At 35.2% G+C, this 18,751-nt stretch carries 17 protein-coding genes; 7 read left to right on the forward strand and 10 right to left on the reverse strand.

Annotation, left to right across the window (positions count from 1 at the left end; translation table 11 throughout):
• Together BLV64_RS02450 and dnaG are read left to right on the forward strand one after the other, a co-directional pair.
• Positions 1 to 258: T9SS type B sorting domain-containing protein (locus tag BLV64_RS02450; RefSeq protein WP_143034124.1), on the forward strand; the 258-nt coding region annotated here is incomplete at its 5' end.
• A gap of 239 nt (positions 259 to 497) precedes the next feature.
• Positions 498 to 2,456: a DNA primase gene (dnaG, locus tag BLV64_RS02455; protein ID WP_092131997.1), complete on the forward strand. Its 1,959-nt coding sequence runs from the start codon at positions 498 to 500 to the stop codon at positions 2,454 to 2,456.
• Here the strand turns inward: dnaG and BLV64_RS02460 are convergent.
• Together BLV64_RS02460 and nadE are read right to left on the reverse strand one after the other, a co-directional pair.
• Entirely contained in the window at positions 2,451 to 3,077 is a 627-nt protein-coding gene (locus tag BLV64_RS02460) for a LuxR C-terminal-related transcriptional regulator (RefSeq protein WP_092131999.1), read from the reverse strand. The genes dnaG and BLV64_RS02460 overlap by 6 nt on opposite strands.
• Positions 3,078 to 3,174: 97 nt before the next feature.
• Complete coding sequence (nadE, locus tag BLV64_RS02465; protein WP_092132001.1) at positions 3,175 to 3,963, reverse strand: NAD(+) synthase; 789 nt, start codon at positions 3,961 to 3,963, stop codon at positions 3,175 to 3,177.
• A gap of 93 nt (positions 3,964 to 4,056) precedes the next feature.
• On the opposite strand from nadE, the gene gldB reads away from it, so the two are divergent.
• Both gldB and gldC read left to right on the forward strand, forming a co-directional pair.
• Positions 4,057 to 5,019, forward strand: coding sequence for a gliding motility lipoprotein GldB (gene gldB / locus BLV64_RS02470; protein ID WP_092132003.1), 963 nt, complete (start codon positions 4,057 to 4,059; stop codon positions 5,017 to 5,019).
• Positions 5,019 to 5,357, forward strand: a complete 339-nt coding sequence (gldC, locus tag BLV64_RS02475; RefSeq protein WP_092132005.1) for a gliding motility protein GldC — start codon at positions 5,019 to 5,021, stop codon at positions 5,355 to 5,357. Before gldB ends, gldC begins: the two co-directional genes overlap by 1 nt.
• A gap of 68 nt (positions 5,358 to 5,425) precedes the next feature.
• On the opposite strand, the gene rodA is transcribed toward gldC, so the two are convergent.
• The 7 genes from rodA to BLV64_RS02510 form a co-directional block, all read right to left on the reverse strand.
• Entirely contained in the window at positions 5,426 to 6,703 is a 1,278-nt protein-coding gene (rodA, locus tag BLV64_RS02480; protein WP_092132008.1) for a rod shape-determining protein RodA, read from the reverse strand.
• A 3-nt stretch (positions 6,704 to 6,706) separates the two neighbouring features.
• Positions 6,707 to 8,635, reverse strand: coding sequence for a penicillin-binding protein 2 (gene mrdA, locus BLV64_RS02485; RefSeq protein WP_092132010.1), 1,929 nt, complete (start codon positions 8,633 to 8,635; stop codon positions 6,707 to 6,709).
• Entirely contained in the window at positions 8,632 to 9,141 is a 510-nt protein-coding gene (gene mreD / locus BLV64_RS02490) for a rod shape-determining protein MreD (RefSeq protein ID WP_092132013.1), read from the reverse strand. Before mreD ends, mrdA begins: the two co-directional genes overlap by 4 nt.
• Positions 9,134 to 9,952, reverse strand: a complete 819-nt coding sequence (mreC, locus tag BLV64_RS02495) for a rod shape-determining protein MreC (RefSeq protein ID WP_092132016.1) — start codon at positions 9,950 to 9,952, stop codon at positions 9,134 to 9,136. The genes mreD and mreC overlap by 8 nt, the downstream gene beginning before the upstream one ends.
• A 14-nt stretch (positions 9,953 to 9,966) precedes the next feature.
• Positions 9,967 to 10,995 carry a rod shape-determining protein gene (locus BLV64_RS02500; RefSeq protein WP_092132019.1) on the reverse strand — a complete coding sequence of 343 codons (1,029 nt, stop codon included), beginning with the start codon at positions 10,993 to 10,995 and terminating at the stop codon, positions 9,967 to 9,969.
• Between the two features lie 228 nt (positions 10,996 to 11,223).
• Positions 11,224 to 12,756, reverse strand: coding sequence for a bifunctional phosphoribosylaminoimidazolecarboxamide formyltransferase/IMP cyclohydrolase (gene purH / locus BLV64_RS02505; protein WP_092132022.1), 1,533 nt, complete (start codon positions 12,754 to 12,756; stop codon positions 11,224 to 11,226).
• A 101-nt stretch (positions 12,757 to 12,857) separates the two neighbouring features.
• Entirely contained in the window at positions 12,858 to 13,319 is a 462-nt protein-coding gene (locus tag BLV64_RS02510; protein ID WP_092132025.1) for a GAF domain-containing protein, read from the reverse strand.
• Between the two features lie 332 nt (positions 13,320 to 13,651).
• Here BLV64_RS02510 and BLV64_RS02515 point away from each other — a divergent pair, with 332 nt between their 5' ends.
• From BLV64_RS02515 to BLV64_RS02525, 3 genes are all read left to right on the forward strand, one after another.
• Positions 13,652 to 14,053 carry an HYC_CC_PP family protein gene (locus BLV64_RS02515; RefSeq protein ID WP_143034125.1) on the forward strand — a complete coding sequence of 134 codons (402 nt, stop codon included), beginning with the start codon at positions 13,652 to 13,654 and terminating at the stop codon, positions 14,051 to 14,053.
• Between the two features lie 174 nt (positions 14,054 to 14,227).
• Positions 14,228 to 16,468, forward strand: a complete 2,241-nt coding sequence (locus tag BLV64_RS02520; protein WP_092132031.1) for a TonB-dependent receptor — start codon at positions 14,228 to 14,230, stop codon at positions 16,466 to 16,468.
• A 50-nt stretch (positions 16,469 to 16,518) separates the two neighbouring features.
• Positions 16,519 to 16,875 (forward strand): heavy-metal-associated domain-containing protein, encoded by a 357-nt coding sequence (locus tag BLV64_RS02525; RefSeq protein WP_092132034.1) that lies wholly within the window; start codon positions 16,519 to 16,521, stop codon positions 16,873 to 16,875.
• A gap of 188 nt (positions 16,876 to 17,063) precedes the next feature.
• Here the strand turns inward: BLV64_RS02525 and groL are convergent, their stop codons facing one another.
• Positions 17,064 to 18,698 (reverse strand): chaperonin GroEL, encoded by a 1,635-nt coding sequence (gene groL / locus BLV64_RS02530; protein WP_092132037.1) that lies wholly within the window; start codon positions 18,696 to 18,698, stop codon positions 17,064 to 17,066.
• Positions 18,699 to 18,751 lie beyond the last annotated feature (53 nt).

The raw sequence follows: 18,751 nt of genomic DNA on the forward strand, positions 1-18,751 counted from the left end.
TACTTCACACCAAACGATGATGGTTACCACGATACATGGAATATCTATGGCATCGAGAATCAGCCAGATGCTAAGATCTTTATCTTCGACCGTTTTGGAAAACTGTTAAAACAATTAAGTCCAACAGGAGCAGGTTGGGATGGTACGTATAACGGAAACCCAATGCCAACAAGTGACTATTGGTTTACTGTAGACTACAGAGAGCCAGGAACAGATAATAAGAAAAGCTTTAAAGCACACTTTACATTAAAACGCTAAAAGCAAAACGAATATCTGATAGAATAAACAAAAAAACCTGAACAGTAATGTTCAGGTTTTTTTTATGGGGATAAGTTAATAGATGATAATTATGAGCAATTTATTATAGGTTGATTTAAACGGGATATATAAAAATAAATCTATAAAATAGAGGAAAGGGTTTCATGTAATGTAGCTTTATTAAGTATGATTTAACAAAAATAAATACTTAAATTTGCAGTTCTAAAACCTTATTTTTTTTGATTTCTAAAGCCTCCATAGATCAAGTTTACGAAACTGCCAGACTCGAAGAAGTTATTGGTGATTTTGTGCAGTTAAAAAAATCTGGTAGTAACTATAAAGGTTTAAGCCCTTTTAGTGATGAACGCTCTCCTAGTTTTATGGTCTCTCCAGTAAAACAGATATGGAAAGATTTCTCTAGTGGAAAAGGTGGGAACGTGGTTGCTTTTTTAATGGAGCATGAGCACTTTACCTACCCAGAGGCGATTAAATACTTAGCGAAGAAGTATAATATTGAAATTGAAGAAACCGAACAATCTAATGAGCAAAAAATAGCTCAAGATAATAGGGAAAGCTTGTATTTGGTTAGTGAGTATGCTAGTAAGTATTTTCAAAACACCTTGCATAAAACAGATCAGGGTAAAGCGATAGGATTAAGCTATTTTAAGGAGCGTGGGTTTACCGACGAGACGATTAAGAAATTTGATCTGGGTTACTGCCTTGATGAGTGGCAGGGCTTTACTGATGAAGCTTTAAAAAAAGGCTATCAACTTGAGTTTTTAGAGCAATCGGGCTTGACTATAGTAAAGGGAGAGAAACGATTCGACCGCTTTAAAGGCCGTGTGATGTTCCCTATACAAAGTATGAGTGGCCGTGTTTTGGGCTTTGGTGGACGTATTTTAACTAATGATAAAAAAGCAGCAAAATATTTAAACTCACCAGAAAGTATAATATACTATAAAAGCAAAGTACTTTATGGTATTTATCACGCTAAACAAAGCATTGCAAAAGAAGATAATTGTTATTTGGTAGAAGGCTATACCGATGTGATCCAATTTCACCAAACGGGAATTCATAATGTCGTGTCCTCTTCCGGAACAGCATTAACGAGCGATCAAATTCGGTTAATAAATCGTTTAACCAAAAACATTACAGTTCTTTTTGATGGTGATGCAGCGGGAATGCGAGCATCGCTTCGTGGAATAGATTTAATTCTTGAACAAGGAATGAATGTTAGGGTGTGTACTTTTCCGGTAGGAGATGACCCCGATAGTTTTGCTAGACAGAATACCCTTAGTGAATTGAAAACGTATTTGGATGAAAATGCTAAAGACTTTATTCAATTTAAAGCTTCTGTTTTATATGAAGAAGCAAAAAATGACCCTATAAAAAAGGCAGATACGATTAGAGATATTATGAATAGTATCTCCAAGATTCCAGATCGTATAAAGAAAGAAATTTATATTCAAGAGTGCGCGCGAATTATGGATATTAGCGAGCAGGTGTTGTTTAGTTCTCTAGCGCAATTAAACAATAAAAACACGAAAGAGGCAACGCCAGATTATAATAACGACCCGAGAGCTTTTGATGTAATTAAAAATGAAGAGCCGCCGCAAAAAGTAGATGTTCAGTACATATTAGAACGAAAAATTATCGAATTACTATTACTGTACGGAAATAGAACAGAAGACTTTGAAGACCTTATTTTAAAAGAAAATGATAAAGGAGATTTAGAATTAGAACCTGTTAAGCATCAAGTAAAAGTATTTGAAAAAATATTTTTAGACTTACAAGAAGATGAAATGGAGTTTTCTAATACTAAATTTAAAACCTTATATTTTAAAATTATAGATATCCTAAATCAAAACCCCGATTTTAAAGTCGACACGTTTATTAATGCTGTCGATCAGGATATGGCACAAGATGTGACTTCTATTTTAATGGAAGACGAACGTCACTCCCTGTCCGATTGGGAACGTAAGGATATTTTTCCTAAAAGTAAAAGTGAAACCGTCGCTCAGTTGGTTAGCGAGACCATTCTAAGTTTACGATGCCATTTAATAGATCGCAAAGTAAAAGGTTTTCAAGCCGAAACATTTCAGAATAAAAATGAAGTGAATAGGAATATTCTTGAAGAAGTGAAAGATTATTACGGGTTAAAGATTTTATTGTCGCGCAAGCTGAATCGCGTGTTATAATCCTATATTTTTAGCTTGGGTTATTAAGTCCACTAAATTAGTGACGTTTAGTTTTTTCATTAATCGTGAACGGTAAGTGCTTACCGTTTTTTCATTAATAGAAAGTTCCTCGGCAACTTCTTTATTTCGCTTACCAATAGATAATAGTTTTAAAACTTCAACCTCCCTAGTCGATAACTTCTTATAAAAGGCATCATTGTTTTTAGACTTAGAAGTTTGAGACAGGCGCTTGGCAATAGTATCACTTAAAAACATACCGCCATTTTTAACTTTAATTATGGCATCGCTAAGCGATAAGACATCTATGGTTTTAGGTATAAAACCATAAGCTCCGGCCTTTATAGAACTTAAGGCGTAAACCCCTTCTGGTAACGCACTAAAAATAATAACTTTAATCTTTGGGAATTCTTTGTTTAATCGCCTTAATGCGGTGAGTGCGTTTAGTTTTGGTAGATCAATCTCGGTTAAAATAACATCTACACTAGTTTTTTTTATAAAATCGAATATAGCTTCTCCGTCTCCAACCGATCCCATAAGCTTAATCTCGCGGGATGGAGCGAATATCAATTCCAATCCTTTTCTAAGGACAGGATGTTGATCAACTACCAATAGTTTGACCATAATAATAAAGTTTTAGATATGATTAATTAGAGGTAATCATATAAATATTTGAATAATAGCGTAGTAAAGATACCTTTTTTTTAGATATAACTTATTATTACTTATAATTTTTTGGGATATCACAAATTGGAATTGGCACCATTTTGTGTTGGTTGGCTGTGTTTAAACGTTTATATATAGAAAAGACTTCGCGTTGTCTACCAGAAAAATCGGATGCTGTTTTGCCATTCTCATCTTGAGTCATTGCCCATTCTAATTCTGGGTACGAAGCTCCTATTTGATCTTCATCACTTCGGGCATCACCAAACAAGCCATCACTAGGCGCTGCTTTTAAAATGGATGCAGGTACTTTTAAATAGGTTCCTATGGCATACACTTCGCTTTTCATTAAGTCGGCAATCGGACTTAAATCGACGCCGCCATCACCATATTTTGTGTAAAATCCAACGCCAAAGTCTTCAATTTTATTACCGGTTCCCGCAACAAGTAAGCCCTTTAGTCCCGCATAGTAGTATAGCGTAGTCATGCGTAGTCGCGCTCGTGTATTTGCTAATGCCATATCTACCGTGGCCTGTTTGCCTTGAAGAGAGACTTCTGTTTTAAATTCTTCGAAAACCGGGGTTAAATCGGTTCGTATAGCGCTAACATTAGAATAGTTCTCCTTTAAAAAAGTAATGTGTTCTTGAGCGCGAGAGACGTGGCTTTCGGCTTGATGAATAGGCATTTCAATGCACAGCACGTCTAGTCCTGTTTCTGCACAAAGTATTGAGGTTACGGCCGAGTCTACGCCGCCAGAAATTCCTATAACAAAACCATTTACATGGGCGTTGTTAGCATAATCTTTTAACCATTTTACGATATGTTTAACTACTTTTTCTGTTTGCATTATTAGAGAATTTATAACAAAGAATAGTACCTTTGCAACACAAAAGTAAACGAAACACTTAATTAATAAAAATTAACAGCGTCTAAGTTTAAGATGAAAGTATATCCGTACATCCTTTTTACTTTGCTCTTTGTTTTTTCTTGTAATAAAGAGGATAAGGAAGCGCAGGCAATAGATAAGATAGAAATAGATTTAAATATCGAACGCTTTGATGTGGCTTTTAGTGAAGCTTCTGAAGAGAATTTGCCTGAGTTAAAGGCAAAGTACCCTTTTATGTTTCCGGAAAAGTTTGATGACTCCTTTTGGTTAGAACAACTAAAAGATACTATTCAACAAGAATTAAGTAGAGAAACAGTAAAGGCTTTTCCGTCTATAGATTCAGAAGAAGACGAAATTAAACAGTTGTTTAAACACCTCAAATATTACTTTCCTCAATTTAAAACCCCTCGTGTTATTACAACTACATCAAGTGTAGATCATAGGAATAAAGTAATAGTAACCGATACCATTACTTTAATTTCATTGGATACTTATTTGGGGTCTGATCATTATTTTTATCAAGGCATTCAAGACTATTTAAGAGCCGATTTTAATCGCGACCTAATGGTGGTCGATATGGCCGAACAGTATGCCGAAAAATTTATTTTTCAAGGGTCTCGAAAACGCCTATTAGATGATATGATTTATTCTGGGAAAATACTGTATTTTAAAGATAAGGTTATTCCTTTTAAAACAGACTCACAGAAAATTAGCTATACTCCAGAACAGCTGGAGTGGGCAAAAGTTAATGAATTATATATATGGAGTTATTTTGTAGATCGCGAACTGCTTTTTAGTACCGATACAAAATTGGCTAATAGATTTATTAACTCAGCACCTTTTTCTAAGTTTTATTTGGAGGCGATAGATAACGAGTCACCTGATAAATTGGGGCAATATATAGGTTGGCAAATCGTAAAGTCTTATATGGATAATAATGAGGTTACTTTTAATCAACTCTTGAATAAAAGTAGCGATGAAATTTTTAATAACGCAAAATTTAAACCAAGTAGATAATGGCAAATATAAAATCTGAAATCATTTTAAATGTTGAATTAGATGAGAATCGCGTTCCAGAAAAATTAAATTGGACAGCGAAAGATGGAGGAATTTCTAATGAAGAGGCAAAAGCATTAATGTTGTCTGTTTGGGACAGTAGTGCTCAGGAATCGTTACGTATCGATTTGTGGACTAAAGACATGCCCGTAGATGAGATGAAAGTGTTTTTTCATCAAACTTTAGTGGCAATGAGTACAACTTTTCAACGTGCAACACAAGACGATAAGATGGCTGCAACAATGAAAGACTTTTGTGACTACTTTGCAGAAAAATTAGAATTAAATAAAAAAGATTAAATAAGAGTCTGATTATAATTAAACAAACCTTAAGCTTGAAACCTTAAGGTTTTTTTTGTGCCTTTAGTTTACCACTCATTAATTTTATTCGAATCTAACTTTATAAAAATAAAGAGTAAAATGGTAAAGCCCCAAAGTCCAGAACCTCCATAACTAAATAGGGGAAGGGGAATTCCGATAGTCGGTATTAAACCCATTACCATCCCTATATTAATCATAAAGTGAATAAAGAAGATAGAAGCCACCGCATAGCCATAGGCACGACTAAATTGTGATTTCTGAAGTTCGGAAAGGTGTAAAATACGTATGATTAATAAGACAAAGATTAAAACCACTCCAAAGGTACCGATAAAGCCCCATTCTTCACCTACAGTAGTAAAAATGTAGTCGGTGTGTTGTTCTGGAACAAATTTACCGGTAGTTCGTGTACCTTCTAGAAACCCTTTTCCTGAGAATCCTCCAGAGCTAATCGCTTTTTCCGATTCGTTAAGGTTATAGGCTACCGTTTGTCTCATTTTTCTTAATTCTGAGGGGTCCTTTTCTAAGCGTAACCAAATACTAATTCTATCCTTTTGATGGGCAGGAATAATAGTATTGTAAGCATAACGTATTGCAAATGAAAATAAAATTGCCGCTAGAATAATGAGTGTTGTTTGTATGATAGACGGTTTTTTACGTCGCGTAAAATGATAGGCTAAAACAGACACCACAGCAGTTATCGTCGTGATAATGATACCGAATTTTAAAGTCAGTATAGCAATGATTATAACAAGTAGGGCGCTAATTAAATATATTGTTGGTAGGCCTTCGCGATATAAAACAAAGAAAAAAGCAGCGTATACCAAGGTGCTTCCCGTATCATTTTGAAGTAAAATTAAAATGGCCGGAATAGCAATAATAATAAAGACCTTTAGTTGATCCTTGAAATATTTTAAATCGGTATTTAAATCACTAATGTATTTTGCTACAGCTAGGGCGGTGGCGGCTTTTGCGAACTCACTAGGCTGAAAGGTCATCACGCCTAAATTATACCAAGAAGTCGCTCCGTTAATGGTTTTTCCGAAAATAAAAACCCCCACCAGGGAGAGTAAGGCGACCATATAAATGATACTCGAAAACCGTTCGTAAAATTTGGCGTCGATAGATAACGTTATAATTATTAAAACGACCGATAGCATTATAAAAATGAGTTGCTTGCTGTATGGGTCTTGAAAATTGAAATAGTCTAAAGTTTCACCGGTATGTGACGCCGATAAAATATTTAGCCACCCAAAGCCAACCAACAAGAAAAACAAAATAATAGTAATCCAGTCAAATTTAAAATGTCTGTCGGTTTTTCTTAACATGAATTATAACTTCTTATTATTGTCTTCGTAAATTTTTAAGGCCTCTTTATCGACTGGTATAACTTGTAACTTTGCTTGCCTGTTTATTCCAAAAGGTTCTCCAGAGTAAGGTTTAGCGTACTCGTCTTCTAAACTATGGGTAAGTAGCCAATGTTCTAAATCGGTTCTTGAAATTGTGCCTTTAATATATTTTTCGATCATTAAACTGGCAATTTTTCCAGCAAATCGACTTCCCCAATACCCGTTTTCCACAAAAACAGCGATCGCTATTTTCGGGTTGTCTTTTGGAGCAAAAGCCACAAATATAGAGTGGTCTGTAAGTTGGGTGTGCTTACCATCAATTTTTGTAAAATTCTCTACTGTACCAGTCTTTCCGCAAATGTCTATCCCTTCAACTTTTAAGGAACTCGCTGTACCTTTGTTATACACCTCAAACATGCCTTCCACTACGGGATCAAAATGTTTTTTATCAATAGTAGTATGTATTGGTGTTTTGTATTTTGAAGGAATGGTATCTCCTGATATCGATTTAATAATATGAGGCGTAAAATAATGACCTCTATTGGCTATGGCAGCAACAACATTAGCGAGCTGTATTGGCGTGGTTGCTACTTCCCCTTGGCCAATGGAGTTAGAAATGGTGTAGGTAGAGTAAAAGGTGTTAGGGTATATACGACGATAATACTCACGATCGGGAACACGTCCAGGTTGCCCTACATTTAAATCATTATTTAAGAAATTACCTAAGCCAAAACTTTTAAGGTGGTCACTCCATCGATTGATACCTAAAGAAGCATTTCCGTTCTTATCTAAAATACGTCGGTAAGTCGATGCAAAATAGGCATTACACGATTTTTCAATAGCACTTATAATATCATTTCTTGTTCCAGAAGCACAGTGGCACTTCATAAATCGGTTACCGTATTTGTAACCGGTATAACAGGTTATTTTTTCTGAAGTGTCTATAACATCTTCTTGCAAAGCAATCAGCCCTGTTAATAATTTAAAGGGAGAGCCAGGCTCGTATACCCCTTGTAAACTTCTATTAAATAGCGGTTTTGCAATGGTGTCATAGAATAATTTTGTAAAGTTTTTTGAACGCTTACGTCCCACCAAAGCATTGGGGTCGTAGGTAGGAGCAGAGATCATAGCTAATATCTCACCCGTCTGTGGCTCTATAGCTATAATACCACCGCGTTTATGTTGCATTAACAGTTCGCCATAAGCCTGTAGTTTGGCGTCAATAGTTATCGTTATGTCTTTTCCGGGTTCGGGTAAGGTATCGTAGGTTCCATTTTTATACGGCGCGATATTACGGTTAAACCGGTCCTTTTGGATAAATTGAATTCCTTTTTTTCCTCGTAATATATCCTCGTAAGAGGCTTCAACCCCCTGTTTTCCTATTAAATCCCCCATTTTATAGTAAGGGTCTTTGTTAATTATAGCATTGTTAACCTCTCCAATATCTCCTAAAACATTGGCGCCAATAGTCGTTTCGTATTGCCTTAACGATCGCTTTTGAATATAAAACCCTTCATATTTACGCATTTTCTCTTGTAAAATGGCGTAGTCCTCTTTAGAGAGCTGTGAAACAAAAACATAAGGTAAGCGGTAGGAGTAGTTCTTAGCTTTTTCTAATTGTTTATTAAATTGCTCTTTATCTATTTTTAGTAATTGGCAAAACTCTAATGTGTCTAATGGTTTGACTTCTCGCGGAATAACCATGACATCATAAGAGGGCTGATTAGCAACGAGGAGCTCCCCGTTTCTATCATAAACAAATCCGCGTTTAGGGTATTTATAAACTTTTCGGATGGCATTATCTTCGTACAAACTGTAACTATCCGAAGCGTACACTTGAAGGTAAAACAATCTGGCAGTAAAAAGTAAACCAACAATTACTACAGATATAAAAAGTAAAAATTGTCTCATTTCTTTTTCTTTCTACTAAAAATTATAGTTATTAAAACACAGAGTAGTATAGTGAATATACTCGAGTATAACGTGTTTTGAAGTATTAAAAGTATTTTAGAAAAGTTAAATGTTTCTAGGGTAAAATAAGTAAAATGATGGATGACAGTAAGTATAGAAATATACGTGATATTTTGACCTAATTCTGTGGTGTTAAAGTTAATAGATTGATGGTCGTAAAGTGCGCCAAAACTAAACTTTAATGCCGCCGGCCTAATATAGGCTATTAACACAGAAGCACCAGCGTTTATACCTCCTGTATCTAAAAACATATCGATGCTCAATCCTATGAGGAAACTTAAAAAAATAATGGTCATTCGGTTGTTTTTCACTGGGAATAACAGAATGAATAAAATATAAACATGAGGGTTAATATACCCCAAGAAGTTAATATTGCTAAATATTAAAACTTGTAATAGTAGTAACACAACAAAACGTACGGTATTTACAGATAAGATATTAGTCATTTCTGTTAAGTAGGTTTTTAAGGATGTTTTTATTTGTGTTTTCTATAACGTAAACATGTTCTAAATTAGTCATGTCATTAAACAGCTTAACGGTTATTTCGTAATAGTTCTCTGCTGTATCGAGATTAAATTTAGCGACGGTGCCTACAGGTACACCTTTAGGAAAAATAGCCGAACGACCGGAGGTGATAATCGTGTCCCCGATAACTACAGGTGCAATTTGTGGTATCTCTGTTAGCTGGATGTATTTTGGTGATTTGGCATCCCAAGAAATGGTTCCAAAATGATTGGTTTTTTTTAACTGCGCACTAATTCGTGTGGTTGTATTTAACACCGATAGCACGGTTGCATTATCTGCACTCGTTTTATCAACAATACCTAAAATACCTTTGGATGTAATCACTCCAAAATCTTGTTTTAAGCTGTCGTTTTTTCCTTTATTTATTAAAATAACATTATTTGTTTTAGAATAACTGTTTCTAATTATTTGCCCAGGAATAAAACGATAGGGTTTGTTAAACCGCGTACTGTCTATAAAAGCCGTGTCATTTTCGGTTTTAACATTGTACAGCAAAGATTTTAAAGTGTTGTTTTCCTCTTGGAGTAGTTTATTTTGCTTTTTAAGTCCAAAATAATCACTAACAGTATTCGACATATTAAAAACGCCACCAGTTAAAAAGTTAGCGGAGTTAATAAACTTACTTTTATGAAACGAATGTGATTGAATAGTAAAACCCAAAGACACTAAAAAAAGCAATAGAAACAGTAGAAACGATTTGTTTCTAATTATAAAGTTTACTATTTGTTGCATTTAATTGTGACGGTTTATTTTATCAGTATACTTTTGTATTTAGCGAGGTTTTTTAAGGTGATACCAGTACCACGAACAACAGCTCTTAAAGGATCTTCGGCGATATAAACAGGTAAGTCTGTTTTTTGTGACAAACGCTTATCTAAGCCGCGAAGCATACTACCTCCACCGGCTAAATAAATCCCTGTGTTATAAATATCGGCAGCTAATTCTGGAGGTGTTTGTGATAAGGTCTCCATAACAGCATCCTCTATTCTTAAAATAGACTTGTCTAAAGCCTTTGCAATTTCACGGTAAGAGATTTGTACTTGTTTAGGCTTTCCAGTTAATAAATCACGTCCTTGAACACTCATATCTTCTGGTGGAAGATCTAAATCTTCTGTGGCAGCTCCTATTTGTATTTTAATTTTTTCAGCGGTGCGCTCCCCAACATAAAGGTTGTGTTGCGTTCGCATGTAATAGATTATATCGTTTGTAAATACATCACCTGCAATTTTTACAGATTTATCACAAACAATACCTCCTAAAGCAATCACAGCGATTTCGGTAGTACCACCACCTATATCGACAATCATATTTCCTTTAGGCTGCATAATATCAACGCCTATTCCGACAGCGGCTGCCATAGGCTCATGTATTAAATACACTTCTTTACCGTTAACACGTTCTGCACTTTCTTTTACCGCACGCATTTCTACTTCAGTAATTCCTGAAGGGATACAAATAACCATGCGTAAAGCAGGAGTGAATAACTTCTTTTTAAGCGCAGGGATGTTTTTAATAAACATGCTAATCATCTGCTCTGAAGCATCAAAATCAGCAATAACACCATCTTTTAATGGTCTAATTGTTTTTATGTTTTCGTGCGTTTTACCTTGCATCATATTAGCCTCTTGGCCAACAGCAATTATTTTTCCAGAAATGCGATCGCGAGCGACAATAGACGGTGCATCTACAACAACTTTATCGTTGTGTATAATTAACGTGTTTGCAGTTCCTAAATCTATAGCAATTTCTTCTGTCAGGAAATCAAAAAAACCCATGCTTTATTTGTAATTATTGAAGTTATTATCAGTCTCGAAGTTACGAGGTTGTAAAAGTACTAAAAGTAAAGAAAAAAAAGCGCTTAATTGCTTATACTTCTTTATTAAATTTTGAATATTCAATTATTTCAGTAATAGAACTTATTTTTTAGGGTTTTATTTCATTTGTAGGCATAAAAAAAGCTCCAGTTTTATACCGGAGCTTTTAAATTTATTTTAAGGGTCTTCTTAGTGTTTAAAATGACGTGTTCCGGTAAATACCATCGACACATTATTGTCATTACAATAATCGATACTTAATTGATCTTTTATAGAACCTCCTGGTTGAATTACCGCAGTAACTCCGGCATGTTTAGCGATTTCCACACAATCAGGGAAAGGGAAAAATGCATCACTAGCCATCACACTACCTTGTAAATCAAATTTAAAAGATTGTGCTTTATGAATCGCTTGGTTTAAGGCATCTACACGGCTTGTTTGTCCGGTACCGCTAGCACACAATTGCTTATTTTTTACTAAAACAATGGTATTCGATTTGGTGTGCTTACAAATTTTAGAAGCAAAGATTAAATCGTCTAACTCAGCGTCTGTAGGCGCTTTTTCGGTTGCTTTAGTGGTGTTTTCTTTTTTGTCAGTAATTGTGTTTCTGTCTTGAACTAATACCCCGTTTAAACACGTTCTTACTGTGGTTTGAGCCAATTCAGCATCTTTTAAAACCAATAAGATTCTGTTCTTTTTTCCTTTTAATAAGGCTTCTGCTTCAGTAGAAAATGCAGGTGCAATTACCACCTCACAAAATAATTTATGAACTTCTTCGGCAGTAGCTAGGTCGATTTCAGAGTTTGAAATTAAAACGCCTCCAAAAGCAGAAACAGGATCGCCAGCAAGGGCATCATTATAGGCTTCTAAAAGTGTGTCACGTTGCGCTAATCCGCAAGCGTTGTTGTGTTTTAAAATAGCAAATGTTGGTGCATCGTTTTTAAACTCGTCCATTAAGTTTACAGCCGCATCAACATCTAATAAATTGTTGTAGCTTAATTCTTTTCCGTGAAGTTGAGTAAACATTTCGTTAAAATCTCCATAGAAAAAGCCACGTTGATGAGGGTTTTCTCCGTAGCGAAGTACTTTACCTTCTGTTTCCGATAATTTTAATGCAGGAATGTTTTCTGTCGTATTAAAATAATTAAAGATAGCAGAGTCGTAATGAGACGATACGTTGAAAGCTTTGGCTGCAAAGCGTTTTCTGTCGGCTTCTGTCAAGTTACCTTTTTTATCGGTGATTAATTCTAAAAATTCGGCATAATCATTAACCGAAGACACACAAATAACGTCAGCATAGTTTTTTGCCGCCGCACGAATTAATGAAATACCTCCAATATCAATCTTTTCGATAATATCTTGAGTTGGAGCTCCAGAAGCTACCGTTTTTTCAAACGGGTATAAATCTACAATTACAACATCTATTTGAGGGATGTCATAGTCCGTCATTTCTTTAACATCACCATCGTGATTTTGACGGTTTAAAATACCTCCAAAAACTTTAGGGTGTAATGTTTTTACACGTCCGCCAAGTATAGAAGGGTATGAGGTTACGTCTTCTACAGGGATGACTTTAATTCCTAAATCAGTAATAAATTTTTCGGTTCCACCAGTAGAATATATAGTGACACCTTGTGCGTTTAATTCTCTAACAATCGGTTCTAAACCGTCTTTGCTAAATACAGAAATTAATGCAGATTTAATTGTTTTGTTGTTGCTCATTGTAGTTGTGTTAATAAGCGGTCAAATATACGGATTTAGCGCTTTAATTGAAATAAAAATTTAAAGTGTTTTTTAACTAAATAGTCTAGTTGTTAACAGTGTTATGAGGCTTGTAATAGTTCTGATACTTTAGAACATACAAATTCTAAAAAGCGTTCATCAGCTTCTGTAAATGGATCTGCTGTACTAGAATCAATATCAATTTGCCCTATGTTTTCACCATTTACAAAAATAGGAATTACTATTTCTGCCTTCACAGTAATACTGCAGGCAATATAATTGTCTTGCGCAGCGACATCGGGAACCACAAAGTTTTCGTTACTCACAGCAACTTGTCCGCAAATACCTTTTCCAAAAGGAATAATCTCATGATCGGTAGGCTCGCCAACATAAGGGCCGAGTTTTAATTCGTTTTTATCTCCATTTTTAAAATAAAAACCAACCCAATCATAATGTGATATGTTGGCTTCTAAGAGCGTACAGATCTCCAAGAGTTTGTCGTCTAATGTTGTGTTTTGTTGTAAAACAATAGTTTCTACTTTAGCTTTTAAGGTGTCGAACATGATAAGTATAAAAATTTTGGTAAAAGTATTTAAAAAGGCTTAATTTCAACCTTTCAAATCCTATAAATAATAATCTACTGTTAATAATTTAAGTGAAAGCACTTTTCGTAAAATATAAGTCTGTAATTCAATTTATCCTTACATTTTTTTTAATGCTAATTACAAATAATTTTAATCTTTAATTTAGGTTGTTTCTAACAATGTTGATTTAAGTTCTTAATGCGGTAGCATTTTACAATTTTAATACTTAAAAAACTATTTTTTTTCAAGTCGGACTATAAACTTATGAATTAGCCATTTTGTTTTTGTAGTTTTGTGTGGTGATTAAGCAAGTGATACATAAGGGCTTTTCTATTCTCCTCGCTATTTTAGTGTTATTTTCTACGGTGTTTCTTACTATTGAAAAACAATTTTGTGGTGAGGTGTTAGTAGATGTCTCTATATTTTCTGATGCTAAACACTGTGCAGGCACTAGCCCTAAAAAGGATCCTGCTCTAGTTATAAAAATAGGTTGCTGTAAAAGTGATGTTGCTGTAGTTCAAGGGCAACATGTGCTTGCTTTAAATAATAGCGATACTATTAACCTGGAACAACCGGTTCTTTTTGCTCAGCTACCACGTCTTAGTGTTTTATATTCTGAAGAAAGGGTATTAGAACTTACTGCTTATTCTAATTATGTTCCGCCTACCATAATTGTAGACATACAATTACTCAACGATACATTCTTGATTTGATTTCTTGCTATTAAAACCATATCCTAAAGTACTTGAGATATGGCTTTATCCGCTATAGATTTATACCAGATTAATACAGTTTATCAAGTCGCTTAATGACCTGTTTAAAAGGGCTGTCTGGGTATGGATTTATAATAAAACAGAACGTAAATTTAATGAAAAGTATCTATATCAATGAAATACCTATTATATATTCTACTAATGTTTCCTGTTATTGCTTTAGCGCAAGATGAAATTAAAGGAACAATTTTAGAAACCAATCAAAAAAATAAGTCAACACCGCTATTCGGTGCCAATGTGTATTGGTTGAATACCACTGTTGGTACAACAACCGACTTTGACGGGAATTTTACAATTCCATATACTAAAGAGTATAAAAAATTAATTGTTAGTTATGTAGGGTTTAAAACCGATACGCTTACCATTTCTTCTTCTAAAAATGTAAGACATGTTTTAGAGGCCACAAGAGATTTGGAAGAAGTAATGATAACGTCTAGAAAGCAAGCCACTTCAAAATCCTATTTAAAAGCGAGCAATACATTTACCGTAAGTAGTAAAGAGTTGCTAAAAGCGGCCTGCTGTAACCTCTCCGAAAGTTTTGAAACCAATCCGTCTATAGACGTAAACTTTGCCGATGCGGTAACTGGGACGCGACAGATAAAAATGTTGGGATTAACCAGTCCGTATTTATTAATAGCCACCGAGAATATTCCATCTATTCGTGGGGCATCTCAAGCTTTTGGTTTAAGTTTTATTCCAGGGACTTGGGTGGAAAGTATACAAATCACAAAAGGCGCAGGGACGGTAGTGACAGGTTTTGAAAGTATTGCAGGACAAATAAATGCAGAACTTGTAAAACCTTCTACCGATGATAGGTTGTTTGTAAATGTCTATGGAGCAAGTAACCAACGTTTGGAATTAAACACACATTTTAATACAAAATTGAGTGAGAAATGGGATACAGGTGTGTATTTACATGGGAATACCCACAATGAAAAGCACGATGTTAATGATGATGGGTTTTTAGATATGCCTATTTATAATCAAATTAATGTTATGAACCGCTGGCAATATACCAATCCCGAAAAAGGCTTTGTAAGTTTTATAAATTTGAAGTATTTAAATGATGAAAAGCAAACCGGCCAATTGGATTTTAACCCGGAAACCGATAAAGGGACAACGCGTTCTTGGGGGAGTGAAATAGATACGGAAAGGTATGAAGTGTCGGCAAAAATGGGCTATGTTAACCCCGAAATACCGTGGCAGAGTATAGGCGTGCAAGCGGCATTTAGCAGCCATAATCAAGAATCTTATTTTGGATTGAATACTTACAATATAAAACAGAATAGTCTGTATTCTAACGCGATGTATAACTCTATTATTGGAGATTCCCGAAGTAAATTTAAAACGGGATTAAGCTATACTTATGATCACTATAATGAAATGGTGAATGCTAGTGACTACGGACGAACAGAGACCTCGGTTGGAGCATTTTTTGAGTATGCGTTTGATAATTTGGACGATATTAATATTACCGCCGGACTGCGTGTAGATACGCATAATGTGTTGGGGACTTTTATTACACCAAGAGTACATGCACGCTATTCTCCTTGGGCGAAATCGGCACTAAGAGCCTCTTTTGGTCGAGGAAAACGAAGTGCTAGTATTTTTGCCGAAAATCAAAGTGTCTTTGCAACGTCAAGAGCGATTAATATCGTAAATGCAGGTGGTGAATTATATGGTTTAGATCCTGAAATTGCATGGAATTATGGGATTTCGTTTTTACAAGGGTTTAATGTGTTTTCTAGAAAAGCAGATGTGACTATCGATTATTACAGAACAGATTTTCAAAATCAGGTGGTGGTCGATTTTGAAAACCCGCAAGTTGTTAGTTTTTATAATTTAGTAGGTGATAGCTATGCGAATAGTTTTCAAGTCGAATTTAATTATAATATGTTCGAAGGCTTCGATACGCGATTAGCTTATAAGTACTATGACGTACAAACACAATATGGTTCGGGAAAATTAGAAAAACCATTGGTTCCTAAACATCGCTTTTTTGCTAATGCCTCCTATGAAACGCCTATTCAAGCGGGGAGTGGTGCACATTGGAAGTTTGATGCGACCTATAATTGGTTAGGAAAACAACGTTTTTCTTCTACAGCTACCAACCCTTCATTATACCAACTTTCCGAATATTCACCATCGGTGGGGACTTTAAATGTGCAAGTGACTAAGGTTTTTTCTCCGAAATTTGAAGTATATTTAGGAGGTGAGAATGTTACGAATGTACAACAAGATAATCCTATCCTTGGTAGCGATGATCCTTTTGGACCGTATTTTGATACCACTTTTGTATATGGTCCTATTTACGGATCTAATTATTATGCAGGATTACGATTTAAAATACAATAACAGATTAATTAATAAGTTTCATGATTTTGAAACAATAAACATAATTTAAAATGAAAAAAATAGTAGCATTAGCCCTCTTTTTATTTATGGGCTTAACAACAATGGCACAAAACAAAAATGCAAAAGCAACCATAGAAGTTGATGGTGTTTGCGGTATGTGTAAAAACAGAATTGAAAAAGCGTGCTTTAAAACTAAAGGCGTAAAGTCGGCTATTTGGGATGTTAAAACCCATGAATTACAGCTAATTTATAATGAAGAAAAAACGAACCTCAATGAGATTCATAAAAACATTGCGGCTGTTGGGCATGATACCGAACACCTAAAAGCTTCGGATGAAGCTTATGCGTCGATTCATGGTTGCTGTAAATACCGCGATGAGGAAGTGATCGATGATCATAAAGAATAACACAAATTCGTTTTGATATCTATAAATTCCAAAGGGTTTGCACTCTATTATTTGTAGAAGCACTGCGTTTGACCGCGATAAATGGCTTGCACTAGCAGTGTAAATCTAGCTAGAATTAATTAGATTAAAAGGTAAAAAAAACGCTTCTAGAGGTCTAGAAGCGTTTTTATATTTTATGTGATTTGGTATTACATCATTCCTGGCATACCTCCACCCATTGGCATTCCGCCTCCAGCTGGAGCATCCTCTTTAATGTCTACAAGTGCACACTCTGTAGTTAAAATCATTCCTGCAACAGACGCCGCGTTTTCTAATGCGATACGCGTTACTTTTTTAGGATCGATAATTCCTGCTTTAAGCATGTCTACATACTGTTCAGATTTAGCATCGTAACCAAAGTCACCTTTACCTTCCATAACTTTTGCTACAACGACACTACCTTCGCCACCTGCATTTTCTACGATAGTTCTTAAAGGAGATTCGATAGCACGTGCTATGATTTGTACTCCTGTTGTTTCGTCTAAGTTCTCTGTTGTCAGTTTTGCTAAAACAGCTTTCGCTCTTACTAAAGCAACACCACCACCAGCAACAATACCTTCTTCTACAGCAGCACGAGTTGCGTGTAAAGCATCATCAACTCGGTCTTTTTTCTCTTTCATTTCCACTTCAGAAGCAGCACCTACATAAAGTACAGCAACACCACCAGCTAATTTAGCTAAACGTTCTTGAAGCTTTTCTTTATCATAATCACTAGTTGTTGATTCTATTTGAGATTTAATTTGGTTTACACGGTTTTTAATCATGTCTTTATCTCCAGAACCATTAACAATAGTTGTGTTGTCTTTATCGATAGTGATACGTTCAGCAGTACCTAGCATATCTAAAGTTGCGTTTTCAAGAGTAAATCCTCTTTCTTCAGAAATAACAGTACCTCCAGTTAAGATAGCAATATCTTCTAGCATAGCTTTACGACGGTCTCCAAATCCTGGTGCTTTAACAGCAGCGATTTTTAATGATCCACGTAATTTGTTAACTACTAATGTAGCTAAGGCTTCCCCGTCCACATCTTCAGCGATAATTAATAGGGGTTTTCCAGATTGTGCTACAGGTTCTAATACCGGTAGTAAATCCTTCATTGTCGATACTTTTTTATCGTAAAGTAAGACGTAAGGGTTTTCTAAATCGGTAATCATTTTCTCACTGTCGGTAACAAAATATGGAGATAAGTAGCCTCTGTCAAACTGCATACCTTCAACAACATCTACATAAGTATCTGTTCCTTTAGCTTCTTCAACAGTGATAACACCTTCTTTTCCTACTTTTCCGAAAGCATTAGCGATTAAATCACCAATAAGCTCATCGTTATTAGCCGAAATAGAAGCGACTTGTTTTATTTTATCTGAAGAGTTTTTAACTTCTTTACTTTGTTTTCCAAGGTCTTCAACAATCGCTGTAACCGCTTTGTCGATTCCTCTTTTTAAATCCATTGGGTTTGCACCGGCAGCAACGTTGCGTAAACCTTCTTTTACAATTGCCTGAGCTAAAACAGTAGCGGTAGTTGTACCGTCTCCTGCTAAATCATTGGTTTTAGAAGCAACTTCTTTTACCATTTGAGCGCCCATGTTTTCTAAAGGATCTTCAAGTTCGATTTCTTTTGCAACCGAAACCCCATCTTTAGTGACTACTGGAGCACCAAAAGAACGTCCAATAATAACGTTTCTTCCTTTAGGTCCTAAAGTTACTTTAACTGCGTTTGCTAATGCATCTACACCACGTTTTAATCCGTCGCGAGCTTCAATATCAAATTTTATATCTTTTGCCATGTTGTTTAATTTTTATACTGTTTATAGTCGCGCTGTGTTATTTGGTTTGCGCT

The sequence above is a fragment of the Bizionia paragorgiae genome (assembly GCF_900107625.1).
Lineage (GTDB): Bacteria > Bacteroidota > Bacteroidia > Flavobacteriales > Flavobacteriaceae > Bizionia > Bizionia paragorgiae.

Coding starts and splice junctions, on each gene's coding strand:
- BLV64_RS02460 (WP_092131999.1), bottom strand. CDS start 3,077: ATGGTCAAACTATTGGTAGTTGATCAACATCCTGTCCTTAGAAAAGGA.
- nadE (WP_092132001.1), bottom strand. CDS start 3,963: ATGCAAACAGAAAAAGTAGTTAAACATATCGTAAAATGGTTAAAAGAT.
- gldB (WP_092132003.1), top strand. CDS start 4,057: ATGAAAGTATATCCGTACATCCTTTTTACTTTGCTCTTTGTTTTTTCT.
- gldC (WP_092132005.1), top strand. CDS start 5,019: ATGGCAAATATAAAATCTGAAATCATTTTAAATGTTGAATTAGATGAG.
- rodA (WP_092132008.1), bottom strand. CDS start 6,703: ATGTTAAGAAAAACCGACAGACATTTTAAATTTGACTGGATTACTATT.
- mrdA (WP_092132010.1), bottom strand. CDS start 8,635: ATGAGACAATTTTTACTTTTTATATCTGTAGTAATTGTTGGTTTACTT.
- mreD (WP_092132013.1), bottom strand. CDS start 9,141: ATGACTAATATCTTATCTGTAAATACCGTACGTTTTGTTGTGTTACTA.
- mreC (WP_092132016.1), bottom strand. CDS start 9,952: ATGCAACAAATAGTAAACTTTATAATTAGAAACAAATCGTTTCTACTG.
- BLV64_RS02500 (WP_092132019.1), bottom strand. CDS start 10,995: ATGGGTTTTTTTGATTTCCTGACAGAAGAAATTGCTATAGATTTAGGA.
- purH (WP_092132022.1), bottom strand. CDS start 12,756: ATGAGCAACAACAAAACAATTAAATCTGCATTAATTTCTGTATTTAGC.
- BLV64_RS02510 (WP_092132025.1), bottom strand. CDS start 13,319: ATGTTCGACACCTTAAAAGCTAAAGTAGAAACTATTGTTTTACAACAA.
- BLV64_RS02520 (WP_092132031.1), top strand. CDS start 14,228: ATGAAATACCTATTATATATTCTACTAATGTTTCCTGTTATTGCTTTA.
- BLV64_RS02525 (WP_092132034.1), top strand. CDS start 16,519: ATGAAAAAAATAGTAGCATTAGCCCTCTTTTTATTTATGGGCTTAACA.
- groL (WP_092132037.1), bottom strand. CDS start 18,698: ATGGCAAAAGATATAAAATTTGATATTGAAGCTCGCGACGGATTAAAA.